Source organism: Streptomyces sp. NPDC096040 (genome assembly GCF_040303265.1).
In the GTDB taxonomy this organism is placed as follows: domain Bacteria; phylum Actinomycetota; class Actinomycetes; order Streptomycetales; family Streptomycetaceae; genus Streptomyces.
Genome location: NZ_JBEOTA010000033.1, coordinates 17,455 through 42,646, shown reverse-complemented (window position 1 = coordinate 42,646; position 25,192 = coordinate 17,455). Strand labels below are relative to the sequence as shown.

21 protein-coding genes and 4 pseudogenes are annotated in these 25,192 nt (G+C 70.4%); 6 read left to right on the top strand and 19 right to left on the bottom strand.

What is annotated here, in order from left to right:
- Positions 1-8: 8 nt before the first annotated feature.
- Positions 9-272 (bottom strand): hypothetical protein, encoded by a 264-nt coding sequence (locus tag ABTY98_RS34430; RefSeq protein ID WP_352225029.1) that lies wholly within the window; start codon positions 270-272, stop codon positions 9-11.
- Between the two features lie 78 nt (positions 273-350).
- Between ABTY98_RS34430 and ABTY98_RS34425 the strand changes: the two genes are divergently transcribed.
- On the top strand, positions 351-1,181 hold the full coding sequence (locus tag ABTY98_RS34425) for a M55 family metallopeptidase (RefSeq protein ID WP_352225028.1): 831 nt from the start codon (positions 351-353) through the stop codon (positions 1,179-1,181).
- 6 nt (positions 1,182-1,187) lie between these two features.
- On the opposite strand, the gene pstB is transcribed toward ABTY98_RS34425, so the two are convergent.
- The 8 genes from pstB to ABTY98_RS34385 all read right to left on the bottom strand — a co-directional run bounded on the left by pstB (position 1,188) and on the right by ABTY98_RS34385 (position 13,626).
- A complete protein-coding gene (gene pstB / locus ABTY98_RS34420; RefSeq protein WP_352225027.1) occupies positions 1,188-2,075 on the bottom strand; it encodes a phosphate ABC transporter ATP-binding protein PstB in 888 nt (295 codons plus the stop codon).
- Between the two features lie 14 nt (positions 2,076-2,089).
- Complete coding sequence (locus ABTY98_RS34415) at positions 2,090-3,004, bottom strand: sortase (RefSeq protein WP_352225026.1); 915 nt, start codon at positions 3,002-3,004, stop codon at positions 2,090-2,092.
- Positions 3,005-3,078: 74 nt separating this feature from the next.
- Complete coding sequence (locus ABTY98_RS34410) at positions 3,079-5,070, bottom strand: Ig-like domain repeat protein (protein ID WP_352225025.1); 1,992 nt, start codon at positions 5,068-5,070, stop codon at positions 3,079-3,081.
- 159 nt (positions 5,071-5,229) lie between these two features.
- Positions 5,230-7,854: a hypothetical protein gene (locus tag ABTY98_RS34405; RefSeq protein WP_352225024.1), complete on the bottom strand. Its 2,625-nt coding sequence runs from the start codon at positions 7,852-7,854 to the stop codon at positions 5,230-5,232.
- Positions 7,851-9,551 (bottom strand): phosphate ABC transporter substrate-binding protein PstS, encoded by a 1,701-nt coding sequence (gene pstS, locus ABTY98_RS34400; RefSeq protein WP_352225023.1) that lies wholly within the window; start codon positions 9,549-9,551, stop codon positions 7,851-7,853. The genes ABTY98_RS34405 and pstS overlap by 4 nt, the downstream gene beginning before the upstream one ends.
- Positions 9,551-10,906, bottom strand: a complete 1,356-nt coding sequence (gene pstA / locus ABTY98_RS34395; protein ID WP_352225022.1) for a phosphate ABC transporter permease PstA — start codon at positions 10,904-10,906, stop codon at positions 9,551-9,553. Before pstA ends, pstS begins: the two co-directional genes overlap by 1 nt.
- A 2-nt stretch (positions 10,907-10,908) precedes the next feature.
- Complete coding sequence (pstC, locus tag ABTY98_RS34390; protein ID WP_352225021.1) at positions 10,909-11,883, bottom strand: phosphate ABC transporter permease subunit PstC; 975 nt, start codon at positions 11,881-11,883, stop codon at positions 10,909-10,911.
- Positions 11,884-12,975: 1,092 nt separating this feature from the next.
- Positions 12,976-13,626, bottom strand: a complete 651-nt coding sequence (locus tag ABTY98_RS34385) for a hypothetical protein (protein WP_352225020.1) — start codon at positions 13,624-13,626, stop codon at positions 12,976-12,978.
- 300 nt (positions 13,627-13,926) lie between these two features.
- Here ABTY98_RS34385 and ABTY98_RS34380 point away from each other — a divergent pair, with 300 nt between their 5' ends.
- A complete protein-coding gene (locus ABTY98_RS34380) occupies positions 13,927-14,916 on the top strand; it encodes a cytochrome c oxidase assembly protein (protein ID WP_352225019.1) in 990 nt (329 codons plus the stop codon).
- Positions 14,917-14,958: 42 nt separating this feature from the next.
- Here the strand turns inward: ABTY98_RS34380 and ABTY98_RS34375 are convergent.
- A pseudogene (locus ABTY98_RS34375) lies at positions 14,959-15,090 on the bottom strand (helix-turn-helix domain-containing protein); the annotation flags it as partial.
- Between the two features lie 258 nt (positions 15,091-15,348).
- Between ABTY98_RS34375 and ABTY98_RS34370 the strand changes: the two are divergent.
- Positions 15,349-15,537: pseudogene (locus tag ABTY98_RS34370) on the top strand (phospholipid carrier-dependent glycosyltransferase); the annotation flags it as partial.
- A 25-nt stretch (positions 15,538-15,562) separates the two neighbouring features.
- Here ABTY98_RS34370 and ABTY98_RS34365 read toward each other — a convergent pair.
- A complete protein-coding gene (locus ABTY98_RS34365; RefSeq protein WP_352225018.1) occupies positions 15,563-16,156 on the bottom strand; it encodes a TetR/AcrR family transcriptional regulator in 594 nt (197 codons plus the stop codon).
- Positions 16,157-16,294: 138 nt separating this feature from the next.
- Here ABTY98_RS34365 and ABTY98_RS34360 point away from each other — a divergent pair, with 138 nt between their 5' ends.
- Positions 16,295-17,455: an FAD-dependent oxidoreductase gene (locus ABTY98_RS34360; protein ID WP_352225017.1), complete on the top strand. Its 1,161-nt coding sequence runs from the start codon at positions 16,295-16,297 to the stop codon at positions 17,453-17,455.
- Positions 17,456-17,592: 137 nt separating this feature from the next.
- Here the strand turns inward: ABTY98_RS34360 and ABTY98_RS34355 are convergent, their stop codons facing one another.
- The 4 genes and pseudogenes from ABTY98_RS34355 to ABTY98_RS34340 form a co-directional block, all read right to left on the bottom strand.
- Positions 17,593-18,510, bottom strand: a complete 918-nt coding sequence (locus tag ABTY98_RS34355) for an aminoglycoside phosphotransferase family protein (RefSeq protein ID WP_352225016.1) — start codon at positions 18,508-18,510, stop codon at positions 17,593-17,595.
- A gap of 73 nt (positions 18,511-18,583) precedes the next feature.
- A complete protein-coding gene (locus ABTY98_RS34350; protein WP_352225015.1) occupies positions 18,584-19,276 on the bottom strand; it encodes a haloacid dehalogenase type II in 693 nt (230 codons plus the stop codon).
- A gap of 447 nt (positions 19,277-19,723) precedes the next feature.
- On the bottom strand, positions 19,724-19,933 hold the full coding sequence (locus ABTY98_RS34345) for a hypothetical protein (RefSeq protein WP_352225014.1): 210 nt from the start codon (positions 19,931-19,933) through the stop codon (positions 19,724-19,726).
- 413 nt (positions 19,934-20,346) lie between these two features.
- Positions 20,347-20,484: pseudogene (locus ABTY98_RS34340) on the bottom strand (dihydrofolate reductase family protein); the annotation flags it as partial.
- Between the two features lie 136 nt (positions 20,485-20,620).
- Between ABTY98_RS34340 and ABTY98_RS34335 the strand changes: the two are divergent.
- Positions 20,621-21,409, top strand: coding sequence for an SAM-dependent methyltransferase (locus ABTY98_RS34335; protein WP_352225012.1), 789 nt, complete (start codon positions 20,621-20,623; stop codon positions 21,407-21,409).
- A gap of 192 nt (positions 21,410-21,601) precedes the next feature.
- Here the strand turns inward: ABTY98_RS34335 and ABTY98_RS34330 are convergent, their stop codons facing one another.
- The 4 genes from ABTY98_RS34330 to ABTY98_RS34315 all read right to left on the bottom strand — a co-directional run bounded on the left by ABTY98_RS34330 (position 21,602) and on the right by ABTY98_RS34315 (position 24,268).
- Entirely contained in the window at positions 21,602-21,829 is a 228-nt protein-coding gene (locus ABTY98_RS34330) for a hypothetical protein (RefSeq protein ID WP_352225011.1), read from the bottom strand.
- 144 nt (positions 21,830-21,973) lie between these two features.
- Positions 21,974-23,167, bottom strand: a complete 1,194-nt coding sequence (locus ABTY98_RS34325) for a M23 family metallopeptidase (protein WP_352225010.1) — start codon at positions 23,165-23,167, stop codon at positions 21,974-21,976.
- Complete coding sequence (locus ABTY98_RS34320; RefSeq protein WP_352225009.1) at positions 23,155-23,523, bottom strand: thiol-disulfide oxidoreductase DCC family protein; 369 nt, start codon at positions 23,521-23,523, stop codon at positions 23,155-23,157. Before ABTY98_RS34320 ends, ABTY98_RS34325 begins: the two co-directional genes overlap by 13 nt.
- Entirely contained in the window at positions 23,516-24,268 is a 753-nt protein-coding gene (locus tag ABTY98_RS34315; protein ID WP_352225008.1) for an HTTM domain-containing protein, read from the bottom strand. The genes ABTY98_RS34320 and ABTY98_RS34315 overlap by 8 nt, the downstream gene beginning before the upstream one ends.
- Positions 24,269-24,329: 61 nt before the next feature.
- Between ABTY98_RS34315 and ABTY98_RS34310 the strand changes: the two are divergent.
- Positions 24,330-25,191 (top strand): annotated as a pseudogene (locus ABTY98_RS34310) (tyrosine-type recombinase/integrase); the annotation flags it as partial.
- Position 25,192 lies beyond the last annotated feature (1 nt).

Sequence of the window (25,192 nt, the reverse complement as noted above, 5' to 3'; positions counted from 1 at the left end):
CGCTCGGCTTACGGACACTCCCGCTCGGCCCGCCACCGGGCCACCAGCACCCACGCCAGGTTCCCGATCGCCGCCCCCGCCGCGACGGCCGCGACGATCACTCCGCCCGTCGCCAGCCCGTCGCTGAACAGGTGCGGGCGCCGGTCGAGGCTGTGCAGGCCGAAGCCGGACAGCTCGTACACGCCCACGGCGGCGATCAGCAGGCTCGCCACCAGCACCGCCACCGTGGGGGTGAGGCTGCGCCGTGCCTCCTGTGTGTCCGTGCCCTGCATGAGTACCCCCGATGAGCTGACGAGCCGCCGTGGCCGTTGGGGAACCTACAATACGTAGGGTCTGGATAACCTCAGGACGTGCGTATTTACATCAGCGTGGACATGGAAGGCATCACCGGGCTCGTCGACCGGGACGATGTGCAGCCCGACGGCCGGGACTACGAACGCGGCCGGTCGATGATGGCAGAGGATGTGAACGCCGCCGTACGCGGCGCGGTCGCCGCCGGGGCGACGGAGGTTCTCGTCAACGACGCCCACGGTCCCATGCGGAACCTGCTCCCCGAGGCCCTGCACCCCGCCGCCCGCCTGGTGCGCGGCAAGCCGAAGCGGATGAGCATGCTGGAGGGGCTCACCGACCGGCACGACGCCGCGATATGTGTCGGCTATCACGCCAGGGCCGGCGCCCTCGGTGTCCTCAGCCACAGCTTCATGGGGCACGAGATCGAGGACATCTGGCTGGACGGGAGGCCGGCCGGCGAGATCGGGCTCGCGCACGCCACCGCCGCCGCGTTCGGGGTCCCCGTCGTGGCCCTCACGGGTGACGACGCGGCGTGCGCCGAGATGACGGCATGGGACGAATCGGTCGCCACCGTCCCGGTGAAGTACGCCCGGGACCGGTTCGCCGCCGAGCTGCGTCCGGCCGAGGAGGCCCGCCGGGCGATCGAGGAGACCGTTGCCGAGGCCCTCTCGCCCGCGCCCGAGCGGCCGGCCCCGCCGGACGGCGACGTCACCCTCGCCGTCCGCTGGCAGTCCGCCTCGGTCCCCGCCGTTCTCCTCGGCATCCCGGGCGTCACGGCCACGGACAGCCGTACCGTCCAGGCCCGTGGCCCACTGCCCGCGCTCTACCGGCAGTTCGGCGTCTGGATGCGGGTGGCCGCCTCGCTCACCAACCAACCCCCGTACTGCTGAGCCGGCTCAGCCGAACCGGCCCGCCACGTAGTCCGCCGTCCGCTGGTCCTGCGGGGAGTTGAAGACGGCCTCCGTGGCGCCGTGCTCGACGATGCCGCCCGGTGTGCCCTGCTCGGCCAGGAAGAACGCGCACTGCTGGGAGACACGCGCCGCCTGCTGCATGTTGTGGGTGACGATCACGATGGTCACCTGGCCGGCCAGGTCCTTGATGGTCTCCTCCACACGGCGGGTGGAGGTGGGGTCCAGGGCCGAGCACGGCTCGTCCATCAGCAGCACCCGGGGGCGGACCGCCAGCGCCCGCGCGATGCACAGTCGCTGCTGCTGGCCGCCGGAGAGGGCGCCGCCCGGCTGCCGGAGCCGGTCGCGGACCTCCTTCCACAGGCCCGCGCGGGTCAGGGACTCCTCGACCAGCTCGTCCTTCTCCCGGCGGTTCACCTTCGTGCCGGTCAGCTTAAGACCGGCCACCACGTTGTCGTAGATCGACATCGCCGGGAACGGGTTCGGCTTCTGGAAGACCATGCCGATCCTGCGGCGCGCGTCGGTCAGGCGCCACGACGGGTTGTAGATGTCCTCGCCCTCGAAGAGCACCTCACCGCCGAACTGCGCCGAGGGGATCATCTCGTGCATCCGGTTGAGGGTGCGCAGGAACGTCGACTTGCCGCAGCCGGACGGCCCGATGAGCGCGGTGACCTCGCCCGCGGGCATGGTCAGCGACACCCGGCTGAGCACCTGGTGGGAGCCGAACCAGGCGGAGACGGCACGGGCTTCGAGGGTGGCGGGGGCGGGGCCGTCCACCACCGGGACGGCGGCGGGCAGTACGGCGGTGTCGGTCGTCGCGGTGTCGGTCACGGCGGTGTCGGTCGCGGCAGTTTCGGTCGTCGCGGTCTCGGTCATCTCATTCACCTGGTTCACAGCAGATTCGGCAGCAGTTCGGTGGTCCGCGTCGCGACCTGGAGGCCGAGCACCGCGACGACCGGGGCGAAGACGATCCACGTCTGGTGGCGGCCCCAGCGGTGCCAGGTCCAGACGGCGGCCACGGCGGTGAGCAGCAGCGCCTGCAGCCACATCACCAGCGGCCACGGCACCCCGGAGGGGCGGGCGAGGGGTTCCTCGGAGGCCGGCAGGGTGCCGGCGCGGATCACGGCCGAGGGGGTCTGGAACGCCTCGGAGACCAGGTCGGCGTCGACGCGCAGGATGCCCGAGGGGGCGAACTTCGGGCCCGTCGCCGTGATCAGTACGAGGCGGCTCTTGCCGGCGGCGAGCGCGGTCGGTGCCGGGTCGCCGGCCCGTCGTACGTCGATGACCTGGTAGTTCGCCTTGCCCTGGCCGGTGACCACGGTGAAGGTGTCGCCGCTGGTCAGCTCGGAGAGCCTGCCGAACGGGCCGCCGTACGCCGCCGCCCGGCCCATCAGCACGCTGGTGCCGGCCTGGCCGGGCATCGGGGTGTCCCGGCGGTGCCCGGGGCCGTCGGTCAGCACGGAGGAGTCGGTGCCCTCCAGGACGACCTGGCTCAGACCCAGCTTCGGGATGTCGATGAGCGCGAGCGGTGTGCCGGGTGCCAGCAGCTTGCCGTCCTGGCCGGTCTGGGCCACCGGGGCGGTGCCGAGGGCGAGTTCCTCGCGCAGCTGGTCGAAGTCGGCGTGCTGCGCGGAGTGTTGCTGGGCGCCGCTGACCACCAGCAGCTGCACGGTGATGCCGAGCAGCAGGGCGGCGAGGCTGAGCAGTCCGCCGCGCGAGAGGTGGCGGACGAAGGTGAGGCTGCGGACGGGCCTGCGCGGCACGGCCGCAGCCAGAGCTTTCGGTGTCGTTACGGCGACGGTCACGGGGCCCGCCTCCTTCGGAAGACGCGTGCGGGGCCGCCGGGAGCCGCGAGGCTCCCGGCGGGCCCGTCAGGGGGTTACTTGGAGGTGATGCTGAAGTTGGCGCCGGTCTTCGAGTTCACGGTCGAGGAACCGACGTAGAAGGCGTGCAGGGTGTGCTTGCCCTTGGCCAGCTTCGGCAGGGTGACGGTGACATGGCCGCCGCTCAGGGTGCCGGTCGCGATGACCTTGGAGCCCTGGTAGATGCGGACGGTGCCGCCCGGGGTGGTGCCGGTGGCGGTGACCTTGACGGTGACCTTGCCCCGGGCGGTGTGGCTCACCGAGGTCGGGTGCGAGGTGGAGACCGACGCCGACGCCTTGGTGATCTTCAGCGAGACGAGCGTGGAGGACGCGTTCAGCTTGGAGGTGCCCGCGTAGGAGACCGACAGCGAGTGCGTGGCGACCTTCAGGTGGTTCGACAGGCCGATGGTGACCTTGCCGGACGAGTCCAGGGTGCCGGTGCCGAGGACCGTGGTGCCGTCCTTGACGGTGACCTTGCCGGTCGGCTTGACGCTGTGCGAGCCGGTGACGGTGACGGCGACCTTCGGCGTCTTGCCGTAGGCGGTGGTGGCGGTGGTGGCCTTGGTGGTGCTGGCGTACTTGACGGCACCGGTCCAGGTGGCCGCGGCGCCCGTGCCGTTGAGGTTGTTGGCGGTGACGGTGGCGGTGTAGGTGCCGGTGGCGAGACCGGTGAAGGAGGACGACGTGGTGGTGGCCGCGACGTCCTTGACGGCGACGACACCGCCGTCCGCGTCGGTCAGCGTGATCCGGTAGTCGGTGACCGGCAGCGCGGGGGCGGCCGGCGCGGTCCAGGACAGCTTCAGGCTCGCGTCGCCGACGGTGGACTTCAGGGTGGGCTTGGCCGGCACCGAGGCGTCGACACCGGACTCCTCCAGGCCGCCGAGCTTGGCGTGCTTGGCGACGGAGATCGAGCCGTTGTAGGACTCGTTGACGAAGCCGAAAGCGGAGATGACCTTCTCCGCGTTGTCCGACGCCATCTCGGCGGTGTGGCTGCCGCTGGTGACGAAGACGTCGTACAGGTCCTTGTCGAAGAAGATGCTGGCGGTGTCGATCGCCCGGCTCGGCACGACGTTGTACACGTCACGGCCGAAGGTCGAGTTCTCGTAGTAGGCGGTGACCGGGGCCAGCTTGCCGTTCACCGTGGTGAGCGGGCTGGTGGCGCCGGTGTCGCCGGGCAGCTGGACCGAGGCCAGGTGACCGCCGGCGGCGGCCGCCGCCTTGCTGTAGTCGGGGGAGACGCCGTTGATCTGGGCGATCCAGGAGCCGACGGAGAACGGGACGAGCGCGCCGTCCTCGGTCAGGGCCGCGTCGGCCTGGTTCTCCTGGACGGTGGTGACGTTCGGGGAGAGCGTCGCGTCGGTCAGGCCGATCGCCGCGAGGAAGAACTTGCGGGTGCCGGAACCCGACTGCGGGATCCGCGGGTGCACGGTCTGACCGTTCACCTCGGTCAGCGTGCCCGAGTAGATGTCGTGCAGCTGGTCCACCGTCAGCGTGTCCAGGGCCGAGCCCTTGACCGCGACACCGACCGCGTCACGCGCCATCGGGATGTAGGTGAGCGCGGTGCCGGAGACGGACGGGCCGCCGGAGGAACGGGCGAAGTCGACCTGGCCGCTGATGGAGACACCGGCGCTGGTCGGGTACTTGTCGCCGGTCAGCGCCTCGCTGAGGGCGAGTCGGCCGTTGCCGGAGCCGTTCGGGCGCAGGAAGGACGGGCCGTCGGAGCGGGTGACGATGGTGGAAGTGGTGGAGCCGGTGCCGGGCTGGATCGCGTCGTAGGACGCGATGCCCGCGCCGTCCGTCGACTTCACGGCGGTGGCGGAGTAGCTGGTGCCGTTGACGCTGTCGCCGGCCAGGGCGTTCAGGACGTCCTGGGTGGTGTCCGAGCCCACGCCGACCAGCTGGCGGAAGGCACCGGCGTTGGGGTCGGCGATCGCAGGGGTGGCGAGGGCCAGGCCACCGGCCACCACGGCGGCGGCTACGAACGCCGCCTGAGAGCGCAGTCTGCGCATCGAGAGTCTCCTGACGAGAGCTAGCTAGCTGGGGTGTTGCCAGAGGATCTGGCAGGGTGGTACGGGCCGTCCGCCCCGACTGCCTTTCGGGGCGGGCGGCCGTCTGTGGGAACACCGGGTGGTGTTCCGGTCCGTGGGGAGCGCGCGAGGCGCTCGGGGTTACGGGAGCAGTCGGCGCAGTCGCCGCGACAGCTCCGGTAGTTCGGGTACGACGGTCACGGTCCGCCCGCCGGGCAGCGGGAGGCGCAGCGGCAGCCGCAGCCGGTTGCCGCCCGCGAAGGGCGCCCCGACTCCGGCGACCGCGCCGAGCGCGGCCCCGACCGGGACGGCGTAGCGCAGCGGGTTGGCCGGGTCGGCCGGGGTGTTGCCGGCCGCGGTGGTCTCCAGCGCCTTGCCGCCGTCGAACGACGGCTTGTCGCTCGGCGTGGCACTGGAACCGGAACCATCGGTCGGCGTGCCCGTGCCGGCGCCGCCCGCCGCGCCGCCCGCGACCCCGTCGGTGCCGGAGGGGGCGCCGGTCGAGGTGTCGGTGCCGCCGCCGTCGGCCGAGCCGTCGCCGGTGGAGGTCGGCCCGGTGTAGTCGAGCAGGGCGTCGGCCGCCTTGACGGTCTGGGCGCGCAGCTTCGTGGAGAGCGGGGCGTAGCCCTCGGGCAGCCTGCCCGGGTCGGCGCCCGGCGTCTGGCCGGTGGCGGAGACGTAGCGCAGCAGGGCCGCGTAGTCCCAGCGGGCGGCCTTGCTCACCTTGCCGGGCCGGACCGCCGCGTACACCAGCTCGGCCAGCGGGTAGGCGCCCTTCGCCGTGGCGTTCGCCGGGGTGATCTCGGCGACGCCGCTGCCGGACACGCCGGTGGCGGCCGCGGTCAGGCTCGTCGTGCTCGGGGCGACGTACTTGCCGGCGGTGTTCTTCAGCTGGGCGGTCTGCAGGCCGTACCGGACGGCGGAGGCCGCGTCCGTGACCGTGATGATGAAGCGCGCCCCGACCGTCTGCGGGCCCGGGCTCTTGTACGCCTGCGGGCTGGCGAGCGCGTCCCAGGTGGACTTCCACAGGGTGTCCGCGCGACGGGTGTGCAGGGCGCCGGAGTGCATGTCGTCCACGTAGGGGTGGAAGTCGGTCATGCACTGTGTGGCCGTGGACGGCGCGTCCGAGCCGGGCGGCACCGTGCACCACGGGTCGCTCTTCGGGTAGTCGTCGGTGTTCGACGGATCGAAGGCCACACCGGTCGGGTTCAGGTCCGTGTTGGTGCTGTAGTACGGGTTGACCCGCATGCCGTCGTCGTCGGGCACACCGGCCAGGAACTGACGCGCGTCCTTGTCGGCGAGGATCCACTGCCACACCGCGCGGGCGGTGTCGGAGTGGCCGAGCGAGGTGATCAGGTCGGTGTCGGTGGCCGGGGTCTCGGCTACCGACAGGTACGCGAACTCCGGGTTCAGCGCGATGAACTCGGGGTCGGAGGCGATACCGGCCGGGTTGCCCTTCGCCCAGCCGTACCCCTTGGCGGTCGTGCCGCTCAGGACCGAGCCCCAGGTGGAGTTGCGGTACGACTCGGTGAGCAGCTTGGCGACCAGGCGGGCGTTGAGCTTGATGGACTCGACCTTGGTGCCGGCGAGTTTCTTGACGCTGTCCGGCGCACCGGACTTGGGTCTGCGTTCGATGGTGAAGCCGATGACGGCTCCGGAGAGTGCGACCGGTGCGTAGGTCGTCGTACCCGATGGCGCTGTGGTGCCGGTGTCCGCGCCCAGTTTGCGGGTGGTGAAGGCCAGGCCGGTGGAGGAGGCGTCCGAGATCAGCCGGGACCGGGTGTCCGGCTCACCGAGCTCGGTGTAGCCGTACACCTTGCCGACCGAGCACAGCTGGGACTGCCAGCTGGTCATCGCGTCCGCCGCCAGCTCGCTGCCCGTGGTCGGGCGTTCGTCGGAGCCGAGGGCGCAGTTGTTGCCGACGCTGTTGAAATCCAGCTTGACCGCGATCCGGTTCTTCCAGTTGGTGGAGGAGACGGGGGAGCCCGCGTTGACCTGGCTCTTGTCCGCGTACGGCTGCCCGTCCAGGTCCAGATGGCCCTGCGGGACGATCACCAGCCAGCAGGAGCGGGGCTTGGTGACGCCGTTCGTGCTGACCGGTTCGCCGCAGCCCAGGTGGGGTGCCTCGTTGGCGGTCTGGACCTCGAAGTACTCCTTGCCGGTGCCGTCGGCGCCGGTGCGGGCGAAGTCGATCTCGTTGGTGGTGTTGTAGTTGAACAGGGCGTTGTTCTGGGTGTTCGTGGTGATCGTGGTGCCGTCGACCGACGTGAAGGGGACCTCGCCGCCGGCGTTCGGGTTGGCCGCGCCGTACCGGTTGTCCTGGCCGTAGTTGGTGGGGTCGGCGCTGTAGAAGACCTGCCGGGTGTCGTCCAGGCCGTTGCCCGGCCAGCTGGTGCGGTTGGTGGTCGGCGAGGCGCCGAACTGGCACTGGGTGCGCGACGGGCCCGGGTTGGAGGGGACCGTGCCGTCGTCGTCGCCCCAGCACTGCATGATCTGCACGAAGTCGGTGTTGAACTGCGTGCCCGCGAAGGTGGTCGAGGTACCGCCGGTCCAGCTGACCGTGACCGCCTGGCTGGTGAGGTGGCTGGTCTGGCTGACCGTGAACTTCATGTCCTTGAACTCACCGCGCCCCGAGACCGTCACCGCGCTGTCGGTGGCCGCGCTGGCGGAGGGGGCGGCCTGGGCCACGGCGAGACCGGCGAGGGCGCCGACCGTGGCGCCGGCGAGGAGCCGTATCAGTGCGTTGCGTATCCGGGTGCGTCTCATCGCGAACTCCCGTCTCCGGAACGTCCGTTGCTCTTGCTGCCGACCAGGCGGGAGACCACCGAGGGCAGCAGGAGCAGGCCGAACACCAGCAGCGCGGCCAGCACCATCAGCGTCTGGGTGCCGGTCCAGCCGTGCGCGGTGGCCACGGCGACGGGCTGGGCGAGGGCCACCGTGCCGTCGGCGGCCGTGCCGGAGCCGCCGGAGCCGGAGCCGGAGCCGGAGTCCGTGGAGCCGTCGGGGGAGATGGTCTGGCCGGTGTCGGGGTCGACGGAGGGCGTGGCACTGCTTCCTCCGGAGGAGCCGCCGCTGTCGGCCGAGGTGCCGCCGGTGGAGCCGGTGCCGTTGCCCGTGCCGCCGTTGCCGTTGGAGGAGCTGTTGTTGCCGGAGCCGGCCTTGGTACCGCCGGTGCCCGTGGTGCAGGGCGCGGCACCCTTCTTGTCACAGGCGGCCGGATAGGGCGCGGTCTGCGCCAGCCTGTTCTGGCCGCTGGCCGTGAAGGTCGGGTTGTTGCAGTTCTTGATGTTGATGTTCTGCGTCTTCACACCCGGGATCCGGCGGATCTGGTCGAAGCCGGCTTGGACGAGGTTGATCGGCAGTGGCGAGTAGCCGAGTTTTGGAGCCTGTTGCTGTCCTTGACACATGAAGTAGTAGGAGAAGGCGCCGAGCGTCTTGCCCTTGTCCTTGGTGAAGGTGCCCTGCACCTTCAGCGGCAGGATCATGTACGAGTAGCTGGACAGCGGGTAGTTGCGCTTGTCGGAGTCGTTGTAGACGCCGTCGAGCTGCTGGGTGAGGTAGTCCGCCGAGCTCTTGTTGGTGTTGATCTTCGCCTTGAGGAGCGAGACCGCCACGTTCTGCGGGGTGGGCTCGGTGTAGTAGCCCGCGTGGTTCAGGACCTTGGCGACCGGGTAGTGCGCGTTGAGCGCGTACGAGTAGTTGACGTACCCGATCGCGCCCTCGCCGTAGTTCTGGGCGACGTAACCGGCGACACCGAGGTCACCGGACTGGGCGATCATGCCGGAGACGGTCGGGTAGTACGACGTCTGCCCGCACGCCCCCGAGCGGCCGACCTTGGCGCAGTAGGCGTTCCACAGCGACTTGTGCTGGTTCGCCATCCACATCGTGAACTGGGCGGTCGAGCCGGAGCCGTCGGAGCGGACCACCGGGACGATCGTGCGGTGCGGGAGCTGGAGACCGGGGTTGTCGGCCTTGATGACCGGGTCGTCCCAGGTCTTGATGGCCCCGGTGAAGATCTTGGTGACCACGTCTCCGGAGAGGCGGAGGTCGGTGACCTGCTTGCCGTTGACGGTGAGGTGGTACATGAAGACGGTGCCGCCGGCGACGATCGGCATGTAGGCGTAGGAGCCGCTCGCGGGGCGTTCGGCCGCGCTGCCGTCGGTGGGGTTCGTCTGGAACGGGATGTCGGAGACGGCGAAGTCGACGGTGCCGGAGAGGAACTGGCGGCGGCCGTCCGAAGAACCGGTGCCGGCGTAGCTGATCCGCATGCCGTACTGGTTGACGGCGCGGCGCCATTCGTCGACGGCGTTCTCGGCCCAGGTGGAACCGGCGCCGGCGATGGGGGTGTAGCTGTCGGCGGACGCGCTCTGCGTGAGGCCGATGACGGTGAGTGGGCTCAGGATGCTGAGCAGCGCGGCCAGGATGCCCAGCCGTCTCAGGGTGTTGATGACAGGGCTGGACATCAGTGCGCGTCTCCTGCGGGGGACGGGGGCTCTTCGCCGTCGTTGGGTGCGGGTTCGTCATGGCCGGGCGCGCAGTTCCCCGCGCCCCCAGGGGGGTTGGTCTCGTCGTCGGCTGCGGAAGGACCGGTCTCGAACAACTCCAGTCCGGGTGTGCGCAGTTCCGCGAATCTCTGCGCGTCCCTGCGTGAAGCCCGCGCCGCCCGCTTCGCCTGGCGCTTGTTCTGGTGGCCGGGACCGCGACCGCCGATCACCCGGGCGATCGCGAAGAGCACCAGGACCAGCGCCATCAGTACCGCCGCCGAGCCGAAGCCGCGGGCGATCATCGTCGGTTCGGGGGACTTGACGAAGTTGAAGACGGCCAGGGGGAGGGAGACCATCGGGCCTTGGGTCGGGTCGGCGTTGAGCGCCGCCGTGAAGCCCGCCGTGAGCAGGACCGGGGAGGTCTCGCCGATGCCGCGGGCCGTGCCGAGGATGACGGCGGTGGCGAGGCCCGACCGGGCCGTCGGCAGGACCACGTGCCACACCGTCCGCCAGCGCGGGGCGCCAAGCGCTTCCGACGCCTCAGTGAGGGTCCCCGGTACCAGGCGCAGCACCACGTCCGCCGCGCGGATCACGATCGGCAGCATCATCACGCTGATCGCGAAGCCCGCCGCCAGACCCGACTTCTGCATGCCGAGGCCGAGGATCCAGACCGCGTACACCATCAGGCCGGCCACGATCGACGGCAGCGCGGTCATCGCCTCGACGATCGTCCGGACGAACCGGGAGAAGCGGCCGCGGATCTGGTTGAGGTACACCGCACAGGCCAGGCCCAGCGGGACCGTGATCGCCAGCGCGATGGTGATCATTATGAGCGTGCCGAGCATGGCGTGCGCGATGCCGCCGTGGGTCAGCGGGTCGAGGGGGCCCGCCGCCTGCATGTCCTGGGTGAAGAAGTTGCCGTGCGGCAGGGCCTCCCGGCCGCGCCAGGCGGTGAAGCCGACGACCATCGTGAGCGCGCAGAACATCAGCCCGCCCGCGGTCCACAGGACGATGGTCATCACCCGGTCCCGTACGGCCTGCCCGTCCTCCTCAAGGCCTGTCAACACCGCGTAGATACCTAGGAACGAAAGGTAGGCGGTGACGAAGAACCCCAGTGCCCCGGAGAACGGGGCGAGTTCGCCGAAGAGCAGGACGGCGGTGCACAGCCCGGAGGCGGCGGCGCCGAGCAGCGACAGCACCCCGGAGCGGGTGAGCCCGCCGATCCGGCGCGGTGTGTCCGGGAGTTCGGCGACGATGTCGTTCGCGGTGCCGTCCGCGGGTACGTCCCGGGGGGCGTCGTGCGGGACGTTCTTCTCAAGGTCTACGACGGTCATCGTCACGCCTCGCTCTGCGCGCCGGACCGTGACCGGGCCACGATCGAGGAGGCGGTGAAGTTGACCGCCAGGGTGAGCAGGAACAGCGCCAGGCCCGCGGCCATCAGCGCCGACATGCCGAAGGTGGAGGCATCGCCGTAGTGCAGGGCGATGAGGGAGGAGACCGAGTTGGAGCCGGTCTGCAGGATGTGCGGCTGGATGGCGAAGACCGGGGAGATGATCAGGTAGACCGCGATGGTCTCGCCGAGCGCCCGGCCGAGGCCCAGCATGGTGCCGCCGATGATCCCGCCCATGCCGTACGGCAGTACGACCGAGCGGATCATCCCCCAGCGGGTGGCGCCGAGCGCGTAGGCGCCCTCGCGTTCACCGGCCGGTGCCTGGGCGAAGACCTCGCGCATCACCGAGCACTGGATCGGCGCGACCATCAGGGCGACGACGATTCCGGCGACGAAGGTGGAGGCGGTGTAGACGCTCTGGGAGGCGAGGGGTTCGCCGGGCTGGGTGCCGTCGACGTGCAGGAACGGGATCCAACCGAACCAGTCCGACAGCCAGCGGGACAGCCCGATCACATGCTGCTGGAGGAAGAACAGCCCCCACAGGCCGTAGACCACGGACGGTACGGCGGCCATCAGGTCCACCATCGTGACGAGCGTGCGGCGCAGTGGCCGGGGCGCTACGTCCGAGATGAACAGGGCGGTGCCGAGGGCCAGCGGCACGCTGATGGTGACGGCGACGGCGGCGATGAGCAGCGTGCCGGTGAGCACGGCCGCGATGCCGAACCTGTGCACGTCCGGTTGCCACTCGGCGGTCGTGAGGAAGGCCCAGACGCCTCTGGCCCGCAGCGCCTGCCCGGCCCGGAGCAGCAGGAACAGCCCTACGGCGGCCATGATGGCGAGGACGATGCCACCCGTGGCCGTCAACTGGTACCGGAACATCCGGTCCCCGAGCCCTCGGGCGGCGGACAGCCGCCTGGGCACGGGTCTTTCGGATTCCGCCCCGGCGGAACCCTCGATCGCGGACACCACTGTGCCCCCCTATACGGAAACGGTTCTCCCCTACACGGCCCCGTATGGGGTGCCGCGCGGTGAGAGTCAATGGCCGGTTCCTTGCGCACCAACACGTTGAATGTGGAGAACAGGTGAACCGTTCATGCCATTTCAGTGGGGGAGATGTGGGGTCCTGTGTACTGGAGGGTCAGGCGGGACGGGGCCGAGGGGGCGGTGTGCGGGTGCGAAGGTGTGTGTGGGTGGGCGTGAAGGCGCCTGCGAGCGGGTGTGAAGGGGCTTGTGAGCGGGTGAGTTCGGCAAGGGGCCGGGCGCGGAGGCTGCGGCCGGGTGACGGGTGAGTTAAGGCAAGTGCTGGATCGGGGAGTCGAGCCGCGGTCCGGGCGGAGGAGTCCGGCCACGGGCGGGGGAGCGAGTTGAGCCGGGAGCCGGGCGAGCTGGTTCGGCCGCGAGCGGGGCCGCTCGTGGCCGGTTCGGGCGCGGGTCGGACGAGGCCGGTTCGGTGGCGGGTCGGGTCCGGCTGGTTCGGGCGTGGGTCGGACGAGGTCGGTTCGGCGGTGGGCCGGTCGTGGTCGGTTCGGGCGCCGGCCGCTCGTGGTCGGTTCGGACGTGGGTCGGACGAGGTCGGTTCGGGCGCGGCCCGGTCGTGGTCGGGTCGGTGGCGGGTCGGGTCCGGCTGGTTCGGGCGTGGGTCGGACGAGGTCGGTTCGGCGGTGGGCCGGTCGTGGTCGGTTCGGGTGCCGGCCGCTCGTGGTCGGTTCGGACGTGGGTCGGACGAGGTCGGTTCGGGCGCGGCCCGGTCGTGGTCGGGTCGGTGGCGGGTCGGGTACGGCTGGTTCGGGCGTGGGTCGGACGAGGCCGGTTCGGTGGTGGGCCGCTCGTGGTCGGGTCAGGTGCGGCTGGTTCGGGCGCGGCCCGGTCGTGGTCGGTTCGGTGGCGGGTCGGGTGCGGCTGGTTCGGGCGTGGGTCGCGCGAGGTCGGTTCGGTGGTCGGCCCGGCGAGGCCGGTTCGATGGTGGGGCGGTGCGGCCGTGGCCGGACCGTGTGGGTCGGCCGTCTCCCCGGTTCAGTCGCGGCTTGCGCCGTCGAGGGCGCGTTGGACGGCCTGCTCGTTCTGGCCGAGCAGCGCCTTCTCCATGCTGTGGTCGGCGTGCCGGGAGAACCGTTCGCCCTCGGCGACGTCCTCCTTGCTCAGTACACGTCCGCACCACTCGCCCTGGTCGCCGGTGTGGTCGTCGAAGGGCACGGCCCCGCCCTCGCCGAGGACCACCCAGGCGCCCTCGCGCCATCGCAGGGCGAGCAGATAGGTGTGGCCGACCTGGAGCCGGGGCGCGTCGGTGGCCATCTGCGCGACGCGGGTGCCGCTGGACCGGTAGACCTCCCAGCCGGGGGCGACCACGTCGAAGTCCGACCCGATGGCGTGCCGCGGTGAGGTGCGGGACCACAGCCGGCTGTCGGTGCGGAAACTCACCAGCCGGTCCATCGCATACGCGATCGCCCCCTTGCTGTAGTTCCGCCGGTTGGTCTCCTGCTCCCGGGTCGGGCTGGCGACGACGACATGGTCGGCGTACGAGACCCAGTCCTTCGCGGTCTGCGACGGATAGAAGTCCCCCGACATCCCGCACCCGGCCACCGACTCCAGCCCCGGTCTGCCGACCAGCACCCCGGCGGCGACCCCGACGGCGGCCAGAACAGCGGCGACGGGCCGCGTCGGCACACGCCGAGGCATGACAGATCGTTCCCCCATGATGAAGACGCCCCCCAGTGCGTGAAACAAGTCCCTGCGGAGTCGGACCCGGTCAAGATTCGTAAACCGCGGTGATCACCCTAGGCACGATCCGACGAAAGTGGACAAGGACCACCTCGGCCCGGCACGGAACTGTGACGCGGGCGTCACGCCAGGCGTGTCGCACGCAACCCCGATGCGAGGGCCGGGCCGGCCGGGTATAGCGTCGCGCAGTGGGTCTGGCCTGACCCGTTTCGTCCCGGACCGAAGGACCCAAGGAGGGTGAGCTGGATGGCCGAGCTGACCGCGGGCCGGCTGCTGACGTCTTGGCAGCTGGACGTACCGGCGCTGCTGCTGGTCGTGGTTCTGGGCGGGCTGTACGGCTGGGGCGTGCTGCGGGTACGCGTGAAGGGCGAGTCCTGGTCGCCTGCCCGCACCGTCGCCTTCACGGTCCTGGGCCTGGGCGCGCTGGTGGTGGCGACGATGTCGGCCCTCGCCGTCTACGACCATGTGCTGTTCTGGCCGGCTGCCGTCCAGAACATCCTGCTCGACCTCCTCGCGCCCCTCGGCCTGGCGCTGGGCGATCCGCTCCGGCTCGCGGCGGAGGCGCTGCCGGAGCCCGCGGCGGCACGGCTGCGCCGCACGATGGCCGGCCGTGTGGTCCGCCTCCTGACGTTCCCCCTGGTCAGTACGGCGCTGGTGCTCGCCACCGAGCTGACCATCTACTTCACCCCGTACTTCGGTACCGCGCTGCGGGTGGGCTGGCTGCACGAGCTGATGTATCTGCACCTGCTGGCGGCGGGCTGTCTGTTCGTCGTACCGGTGCTGACCCGGGAGGAGACGCTCCCCGCCTGGTGCACCCACCCGGTCCGGGCGGCCCTCGTCTTCATGGACGGTGTGATCGACGCGATCCCTGGCGTGGTCGTCATGACGCACGGCACGCTGATCGCCGGCGCCTGGTATCTGCACCACCATCCGTCCTGGTCCCCGGACGTCCGGCACGACCAGCAGATCGGCGGCGGCGCGATGCTGAGCATCGCCGAGCTGGTCGCGTTGCCGTTCCTGCTGACGATCCTGTTCCAGTGGGCGCGGGCCGAACGGGTGCAGACGGCGGCGCTGGACCGCCACCTGGACGAGCAGCAGGCCGCCATGGTCCCCGCCCCCACTCCGTCCATCCCGTCTGCCCCGTCCGCTCCGTCCGCCGAACGGGTCCGCCCCTGGTGGGAGACGGAGAAGAACGAGGTGGCCGCGAGAATCCGCCGCCAGCACGGCGACCAGTGACTGTCTCTCCGTATGGCCGGCTCTGCATGGCTGGCTCTGTGCGTCCCGGAAGGCGCCCGGGGTCCGGCCGGTCGCGCGGGTGAAGAACTTGCCGAAGTCGGTGGGTTCGGAGAAGCCGAGGCGATGGCTGACGGCGGCGACGAGCAGGTCGGTGTGGACCAGCAGCCGTTTGGCCTATGTGCAGCAGGGTCCCCGCCGGTACGGAGTCACGCACACGGCGTCGGGCCGTTCGCAGACGGACGGCCCGACGACCCCCTCCGACCGGGACCGGACGGAGGCCAGCCGCGCGCTGGTGGCGGGGTTCGCGGAGAAGGCGCTGGTCGGCGCCGACTACTCGGTCCTGACCGACTACATCTCCACCGACACCTACCGCCAGCACAACCCGGAGGCCGCCGACGGCCTGGACGGCTTCGGCGCGTCCAACGGTTTGTTCTGATGATCGGAGCCATGCTGGGGCCGCCGGGCACGACGGAGCGGCGCCGGCAGACGGGCGCGGTGGCCGTGGGCGTGCTGGTCCTGCTCATCGCCTGGAACTTCGTCTACTTCTTCCCGATCTGCACCGGGCAGACCATCCCGTACTCCGGCCGGCAGGCCAGGACGTGGCTCGACAGCTGGATCTGAGAGCCGGAGGTGGCTCGGCCTGGGCCTACGGCGCGGCCGGCCTGCTCGGCGGTTCCCAGCCGTGGGTGAGGATGTCGAAGACCGTCTCGACGGCGGCCCGGCGGTCCTGCCGGCCGCGGGCGAGGGCCGGGATGTCGAGGACGAACCGGGCGAGAGCCGCGCATGCGAGGTTGTCGTGCTCCACGCCGAACTCGTCGGCGATGGCCGCGCTGAGGCTGTCGGTGTACCGGGTCCACATGCGTTCGGAGTACGCGCGCAGTACCGGCGTGGAGTTCACCAGGTCGGTGAACTCGGCCGCCTGAGGGTGTCCGGCGATCGCCGGCCAGGTGTCCAGGACGTGCTGCCGGAGGGCGTCGGGGACGCTCTGACCGGAGGGCCGCTGCCGTACCACGGCGACCAGTTCTGCCTCCCGGTCCTCGTCCTGGTCGAACACCAGCGCCTCCTTGCCGCTGAAGTGCTTGAACACCGTGGCGGTCGACACGTCGGCGGCGTCGGCGATGTCACGGATGCTCACCTGGTCGTAGCCGTGCTCCAGGAAGAGTTGCAGTGCGGCGTCGGCGATGGCCTGCCGGGTGGCCGCCTTCTTGCGGTCGCGGCGGCTGGCAGAGGGCGTGGTCATGGGTAGAGCGTACCCGATAGTCGAATCACTCTCTAAGTTGAGTCATTGCACTTTTCGACTCGCTCTGTTTTCATCGGTGTTGTGAGGACCCGGAGCGGTACCTCCTCGCCCCCACTTCGCCGATGGAAGGAAACGACCATGAACTCCCCTGCACCCACCCGCGCCCGCATCAGCATCATCGGCGCCGGGCCCGGCGGGCTGACCTGCGCCCGCATCCTCCAGCGCCGCGGCATAACGGTCACCGTCTACGAACGTGACCCGGGCCCCGACGCGCGCAACCAGGGCGGCACCCTCGACCTGCACGCCGACAACGGCCAGATCGCCCTGCGTGAAGCCGGCCTGCTCGACGAGTTCTTCGCGCTGGCCCGTCCCGAAGGCCAGGAAATGCGCCAGATGGACCCGACCGGCACGATCACGTCCCATCAAGTCCCGCAGCCCGACGAGCTGTTCAAGCCGGAAATCGACCGGGGTCAGCTGCGCAGGCTGCTGCTCGACTCCGTACAGCCGGGAACCGTGCAGTGGGGCCGCGGCCTCGACAAGATCAGCGGCCCCGCCGACGGGCCACGGCGGTTGCACTTCACCGACGGCACCAGCGTCGAGACCGATCTGGTCATCGGCGCCGACGGCGCCTCCTCCCGGGTGCGCCCGGCCGTGTCCCCCGCCGTCCCCGGGTACACCGGGGTGAGTTTCCTGGAGGCCTGGTTCACCGACGTCGACAACCGGCACCCGGACATCGCCGAACTCGTCGGCCAGGGCAGCGCCCACGCGGCCGACGGCGAGCGCGCCCTGTTCGCCCAGCGCAACAGCGGAAACCACATCCGCGTCTACATCATCCAGCGGGTCCCGGTCGACTGGATCGGCGCGAGTGGCCTGACCACCGAGGACACCGACGGCATCCGCGCCCTGCTCCTCGGCGAGTACGCCCACTGGTCACCCCGCATGCGCCGGATGATCACCGAGAACGACGGCCCCTACGTCGACCGCCCGATCTTCGCCCTCCCGGTCCCGCACACCTGGGAACACAATCCGACGGTGACCCTGCTCGGCGACGCCGCCCATCTCATGCCCCCGCTCGGCGTCGGCGTCAACCTCGCCATGCTCGACGCCGGCGAACTCGCCCTCGCCCTCGCGAACGCCGCCACCGTCGCCGACGCGGTCCGTACCTACGAGAAGACCATGCTCGCCCGCTCCATCGAGACGGCCAGGGCCCTCGAAGGCCGCGCCGAAGACCTGCTGTCCGCCGAAGTACCCGACTTCGGCGGCGACGACGCCCAGCCCCAAGGGCCGGGAACCGAGTGACGTAAGTGCCTGCCGATGAAGGAAGCCGAAGCAGAAACCGAAGCCGAAGCCCGAAGCCGAAGCAGAAGCCCTACGCGGCAGTGCACGGCCGACGGCCCGGCGGCCGGGCGCTACGGCGGCCCGCTCGACCCACTCCCTCAGCGGGCCGTCGCGACGAGTCGCCGTAGGGCGGCGCGGGCCGGCGGGCCCCAGCTGGGCTTGCCGCCGGGGAGGCCGTGGACACCGGCGTTACCGATGAGGATCCCGCCGAGGGCCTGCCGCACGGCCCAGCCGCGGGCCCGGCGCAGGGTCGCGGTGTCCGGGGCCGGCCGGTAGGCGTCGAGGAAGCGGTCGGCGGCGCCGTCCGGCAGCAGGGTCCAGGGGGCGGCGAGGTCGCGGGCCGGATCGCCCGCGCAGAGGTCACCGAAGTCGATCACGCCGCAGAGGGAGCCGTCCGTGGTGAGGACGTTGGCCGGATGCAGATCGCCATGGAGCCACACGGCCGGACCCGTCCACGCGGGCGCGGCGACGGCGTCCTCCCAGACCGCGCGGACGGCGTCCGGGTCGGGGACCAGCCCCAGCTCCACGGCCGAGGCGAGGCCCGCGGCGAACCCCTCGGCGAGGGGTGCCAGCGGCCCGCCGTTGCCATCGCGGCCGGCGGCCACCCCGTCAGGGGCGCGCCGGTGAAGGGCAGTCAGGAACGCGGCCAGGGCGTCGGCCGCCTCCGCGGCACGCGTGACCGGGGCGCGGTCGGCGGGCGCGCCCGGCACCCACGTGGTGACGATCCACGGCCGCGGAAACCGCTCGGAGGGCTCGCCGAGGCGCTGCGGGACGGGGACCGGCAGGGGAAGCCGCGGGGCGAGGCCCGGCAGCCAGGCGTACTCCTTGCGCAGCAGGTCGTCCGCGGCCGGCGTCGCCCACGGCAACCGGACCGCGAGATCGTCGCCGAGCCGCCACAGCTGGTTGTCCCAGCCACGCGCACCGAGCCGCACGGGACGATCGGCCAGATCGGGATGCTGCTCCCACAACAACTCCCGGACCAGGTCCGCGGTGATCTCAGTCTCGGCGAGGGTCATACGGGGCGACGCTAGCGGCCCCTCTCCGGCACCAAAAGGGGCGAGGCCCGAAGGCCCCATCTCCTCGGCGACGTCACGATCGACCGGCGGTCAGCACGTCGGCAAGTTCCCGCAGGTCCCGGGCGCTGTAGCTGGGCCGGGTCATCGTCTGCGGGTACAGGCAGGCGCCGCGCCGCAGCCAGGCGCCGGCCAACCCGGCGCGCCGGGCTCCGTCGATGTCCCAGGGGTGCACGGCCACCAGTACGGCCTGGTCGGGCCGTACGCCGGCTCGCTCGACGGCGTGGTGGTAGGCGGCCGGGGCGGGTTTCCAGCAGCGGGGGCCTCGTACGTCCCACAGGGCCTCGAAGCGGTCCAGTACTCCGGCCCTGTCCAGCAGCCGCTCGGTCAGGTCTGCGCTGCCGTTGGTCATCGCCGTCAGCCGGTAGCCCGCGTCGCTCAACTTGCGCACCCCGTCGGGCACATCAGGATGCACGTCCAGCTCGCCGAAGGCGTCCAGCACATGCTGGACGGCGCCCTCCTCGTCTCCCGACCAGCCGTCCAGCTCGGAGAGCACCGCCCGCATGCCGTCCTGAGCGACGTCCGCGAAGTCCGCGTACCCACCGGCAGCCGTCAGCGCGAACCCGTCCCGCAGCACCCCGGCGAACCAGCCCGGCATCAGATACCCGGGTACACCGATCTCCTCGAAGCGTTTGCCCAGCGAGCCGAGATCGCTGAGCGTCTCATTGACGTCGAAGACGATGACCTGGTGCTGCCGCTCGTCAGACATGCTCTCCTCCGCTTCACTCTCTCGATGCCGTATCCGTCCCACCCGGGTACGGCATACAGAGGTAGCCGTACGCCGATGTCAGTCACGACGCCCATCAAGCTGCGAGTACCCGCCCGGCGTCCGATTCTCGGCCGCGGTGGTGTTCCAGCGTGCGGGCCGGGTCCTCACGGCAGTTGAGAGCCGGATCCCCCGGCGAAACCCCTGTGCCCTCAATGGGGGAGAGGCGGGGTGCTGACCTGGGGTTTCTCGGCGAATGTACGTTGACCTGCGGAAACTCCGCCCGATCGGCTTTCCCGGTGGCCTCGCGAGGTCGGCTGTCGGCCGACGAGGAACGTGATCGCCGGGTCGCTTGTCAGCCGGCGAACAAGCCCCCTACCTGCGGCTCTCCGCTGGTAGGGGGCTCGTCGTCGTGGTCGTCGGCCGACGGCACGGCCGCCGACCGGGCGCTCAGAAGGAGAGGGTGACGCCGACCTGGTGGTACTGACCGACGGCGCCCAGGGCGGCGTCCTTGGCCGCGTCGAGCTGGGCCAGGACGTCCGAGCTGGTGATCGCCGTGGGACCGGCGACGACGCCGAGCTGCGGGCTCAGGCCGCCGGAGACGGTGTCGAGCTCGGCGTCGGCGATCTCAAGGGTCTGAACCTGGGGAGCGGAGTTCATGAGGAAACTGCCCTTCGCATGGATGATTCGGGGAGCGGATCCGTTGGGGACAAACGGCGGACCGCGACCGCAGGCATATGCCATCCGTTTCCGGACGCGATGGCGCGAACCCTGCGGCGCGAGGGATCAAATCACGGAGTGCGGCGGGCATCCAGTCGATCGGTGCCCACGGCAGGGCAGTTGAACGCTCCGGCTACTCATCCGTGTTGTTGTGCACACTGATTGGGGGCAGCTTCTCCACATGAGGCGCAGCACGGCAGGCTGACAGGTATTGACGCAGCGGATCCGAACACGGCAACTCCGCCCCACCAGGGCCGTGGCGTCGCAGTTGCGCATTCGCTGTGCAGATTCGGTCACCGGCGCTCGGGCAGGTGCCTCGACCAGAAAGACGACACGCCGCCGGGCGAGCACCGGTGGACGCCGACCTCCCGGATCTCGTCGGTGACGAAGCGGAAGACCTCCTCGTCAGGCCCGGTCCACACGAAGCCGCCGTCCGGCTCGATGACGTAGCCGTCGAGCGAGACGCCCATCGAATAGGTCACCCTGCGCATGAAGCCCCTTCGTTACGGCACCGGGCGTGCCCGCGCCCTGCGCTGCTCAAGTCGCCCTCTGTCCAAGGCAGATGAGATGACGAGTACGATCACCGCGAACTCGCTCTGTACTTCTCACCGGCGCGATGGAGTTGCGATGACGACCAATCCTCAGCCGTCTCCGTCGATCGACACCAGCAGGGCACACCCTGCGCGGGTCTACGACTGGCTGCTCGGCGGCAAGGACAACTACCCGGTCGACGAGGCGGTCGGTGAGAAGCTGCCGCCCGAGGCGAGGGACGCCGCCCGGCAGAACCGTCAGTTCATGCACCGGGCCGCCGCGTGGCTCGCCAGCCAGGGCGTCGACCAGTTCCTGGACATAGGCACCGGAATTCCCACCGAGCCGAATCTCCACCAGATCGTGCAGAACGTCGTGCCGTCGGCCAAGGTCGTCTACACCGACAACGACCCCATCGTCCTGCGGCACGCGGAGGCGCTGCTGATCAGCCGCCCCGAGGGGACGACCGACTACATCCAGGCGGATGTGCGCGACCCGGAGGCGATCGTCCACCACGCCCGGCACGTCCTGGATTTCGACCGCCCCGTCGCGCTGTCGCTCATCGCGCTGATGCACTTCATCAGTGACGAGCAGGACGCCCACGGCATAGTCCGTTCCCTGGTCGACACGCTGCCGTCGGACAGCCACCTGATCCTGTCGCACGCCGCGTCCGACCTGTTCCCGGACCTTGTCGAACAGGTCGTCGCCGAGTACGCCAAGGGCGGCATCCGACTCGCCTTCCGTACCCGCCCGGAAGTGGAACGGTTCTTCGAGGGCATGGATCTCGTGTCACCGGGCCTGGTCACGGCGACGGAGTGGTTCCCCGCCACCCCGGCCCCGGCCCCCGAGGGCAGCGGTATCTACGCGGGCGTGGCCCGCATCCGCTGAACCGGCGCATGGACGACCGCCTCGGACACACGAAAAGGGCGGGGTTCGAAAACCCCGCCCACAGGAATGTACCGGGGGACGTTTATGGCGCTTACGAGCGACTTGTGTGCGCCGGGTTCGACAGCCGCCTGGTCGCGATCTGTTCACCACTCAGTCCCGAAGGTCCTTGACCATGCTCGTACTGGGTCGGCGTCAGGAAGTGCGGTAGTGGGGACTGGTGGGTGTGGTTACGGCGTTGAGGAAGGCGCCGAGACTGTCCGGGTCGCGGGTGCCCAGGTAGAGGCGGGCGGTGAGGTTCGTGGTTGCGGGGATCCGGCCGGCGTCGGTCCCAGCGGCGGCGTGGTGGGAGTGGTTGGTCGAGAGGGATACGGGACTGGGCGGCTCGGCGGCGCGGGCTGTGGGAGCGAGGGCGGCGGCCATTGTGGCCACGGTTGCCGCGGTGGCGAAAGCGCGGCGTATGTGATGAGGGCGCATGGGAGCGCAGGCTTCCTTCGAGAGGGACAGGTGGGCGTCTTTGGGGGCGGGGTGTGGCGTATCGCGGGGTGTTGGGGGCTGCGTGTTGCTTCAGGTGCGGATCATTCGCCCGCGGTGCAGTCGCCCAGGCACTCCGGTGAATTCCAGGTCCAGCCCGATGCCGTCGCGTTCGGCGTGGATGTGCAGGTGCGGCTCGGTGGTGTTTCCGGTGTTGCCGACCTCACCGAGGAGTTGGCCCGCGCGGACGATGTCGCCCTTGGCCACCGTCACCGTGCCGGGGCGTAGATGCGCCAGCTTGACGATTTCCCTGCCGGTGTCGAGGAACACGTGGTTGCCGTAGGGCGGTTGGTAACGGATTTCACCCGGCTGCTGGTCCTGGACCGTGTCGGCGGCAGAGATCACGCGGCCGTCGCAGGGAGAGCGGACGGGGCGCCCATAGGCGGCGTATGCGGTCCGGTCACGGCCCGGCCGAGTACGGGTGCCTCGCGGGCCGAGCGCTACCAGGTCGAGGGCGCCGCGCTGTTCTGGTACCTGAGCATGGTGGTTCAGCATGCGGCCGCCACCCTGCACGACGTACCACGTGCCCTCCAGCGGGAACAGCAGCGGCTGGGACAGCGGAGCCTTCCAGCGGTGCCGCCGGGCGGCGGCGACCAGCCACACGGCTCCCGCCAGGAGGGCGACGCCGCCGGCGAGGCTCAGGATGCCGTGGCCCGTAGGCAGACCGGGCAGTCGGCATGCGGAGGCGAGGGCTGCGACGGCGGCGGCTTCGACCGTGCGGCGCAGCAGACGGGGTTGCTGCGCAGGCGCGCCGCATCCCTCGACGACCACATAGAAGGCGGCCAGGGTCGCCATGTCGCCGAGCCAGGCGGTGCGGTCTGTGGCTGTCCAGACGGTCAGGATGTTCCAGAGGGTGACCAGGGTCAGATACCCCGCCCAGGTCAGGGGCGCGGGCAGACGCCAGCGGCGCCGGGGTGGCGTGTAGCGGGCGCCTTCGATGCGCAGTGCCGTGAGTTCGCCATCGGGTGCCACTTGGGCCCAGGCGCGTACCTGGCCGTTGCTGCCGGAAACGATCAGTCCGTCGGGGCTGTCTGTCACGGTGCGGAGCTCTCCGATGCGGGCGGTGGTGGCGCGGACGATCCGCTCCAGGGTGTCCGCTCCGACCTCCTCCGTCACGCGCGGTGCGAGGCGGGGCCACTCGTCCCGGCCCGCGGTGAGGAACCGCGACAAAGCTCGTGCTTCCGGCAGTTGGGCCGGGAACTGCGGCTCGGGCGTCAGATCGCGCACGTGTGCTCCCACGGCCCGGGGATGCGGTGCCGATTGTGGGCGATCAGTCTGTAGATCGCGTCGGCTGCATGCCGTACGCCCGGCAGGGTGAGTGTCCGGCCGATCAGCCGGGCGGCGGGGACGCCCGTCGCGAACCATGCGGCGAACGCCTGTGCTCCGCCGTGGCGCCGGCCGTCGCACACCAGCCACATGCGCTCGTGCGCATCCTGCTCGGTCAACCCGTATAAGGCCAGATCCACGGCCTGATACGGCAACAAGCGTCCAGTCAGGCGCAGACGGCGGGTACGCGCGAGACGCGTCACCGTGGCGCGGCAGAATCCACAGGCGCCGTCGAAGACGACCAGAGGCTCAGACATGATCGTGGACTCCCTTCCGAAGAGGTGTACCCGGCATTCGGGGTGCGGAGCCGCCTATCGGGAACGCGCGCAGGCGCCCTGCCTCCCCCGGCCAGTTGGCTGCCATCCGGGCACGGCCTGCCTGCAGGCTTCGCCACAGAGACCGGTAGTCCTCGTCACGCAGGCAGACACAATCCGCGCCGATCATCAGCAGTCCGAAGCAGACGAGGCCCATGAAGGCCGCGATGCCCAGATGCATCGCCTCCAGCGCGAGGGTGTTGGCCTTGCGCAGCCAGGCCCGCGACGACAGCAGGGCAAACGGGAAGGCCAGCTCGATGGCGATCGTCGCGTACGAGACTGCCGTGCCCAGATAGGCGTTGCCCATGACGTGGGCAAACCTGGCCGACATGTGGAACTCGGTCTCGCGGCTGACGTAGTACATCGCGACACCGTCCTGCCAGACCTTGCCGAAGATCTTCCAGTAGCCGGCCGCGAAGTACAGGACGGCGGTCTGGAAGACGATGAGATACGTGGCGAGGTTGTGCAGCACGGTGGAAACGGCTGGCGTCCGGTCGGGGGCGAGGAGCTCTTCACGCCGCTTCTTGGCGCCGGGGGCGAAGTAGGCGTTGGAGACGGTGAAGGCCAGGAAGATCATGAGGATCTGCGCGAGGTTGTCGCCGCCTTCCAGAAGGTCCTGGTTGCGGTAGTGCAGTGACCACATCAGCACCGCCTGTACGACCGTGAGCACACGGCCGCCGAAAACCATGAACGTGGCGGAGGCCAGGATCGTCGCGTGGAAGAGGAGTTCGAACCACGCCTGCGAGTACCTCAACCAGCCCTCGATCATCCAGGGTTGGATCCGCATCTTCCATGACGCCGGCCTGGAAGTGTCGACGATCGAGAGCATCCTCGGCATGGCCGTGGAGGACGGGCTGCTGCCGAAGAACCCCTGCAAGGCGAAGTCGGTCAAGCTGCCGACGGCTACCCAGAAGAAGATCATCCCTTCCCGGCAAGCTTGCCTTCGGCTGTGGCCTCCGCCAGGGCGAGGTGTTCGGCTTCGCTGTCGAGGACATCGACTTCAAGGGCGGCTGGATCCAAGTCAACCGCCAGGTGCGGCTCGTCGGCACGAAGCCCGTCTTCGCCCTCCCCAAGGGCAACAAGATCCGGTCGGTGCCCCTACCGGCCCAGCTTGCCGTCGCCGTCAAGGCCCACATGAAGGAGTTCCCGGCGGTCGAGGTCACCCTTCCCTGGGCCAAGCCGGAGGGTGCGCCGAAGACCTTCCGGCTCCTCTTCGTCGACAAGAAGAAGCGGGCCTACAACCGCAGCGTCTTCAATATGGGCGACCGGAAGCGCGCCTTGGCCGCCGCGGGCGTGATCCCTCCCCTCGAGCGCGGTGCGCGCTACCTCCAGGCGGCCCCCGAAGATGGCATGCACGCCCTCCGGCACGCCTACGCCTTCGTGCTCCTGGACGCGGGGGAGAGCATCAAGGCGCTCTCGGAGTACCTCGGGCACTCGGACCCCGGCTTCACGCTACGGACGTACCCGCACCTGCTGCCGTCCAGCGAGACTCGCACGCGCAAGGCGATCGACGACGCCGAGGCGGAAGACGAGGGCGACCGGCCCGGTACCCAGGGCACATCAGCGCCACCAGCGAAACCAAAGTGCCCTCAATGTGCCCTGGCCGCCTGAC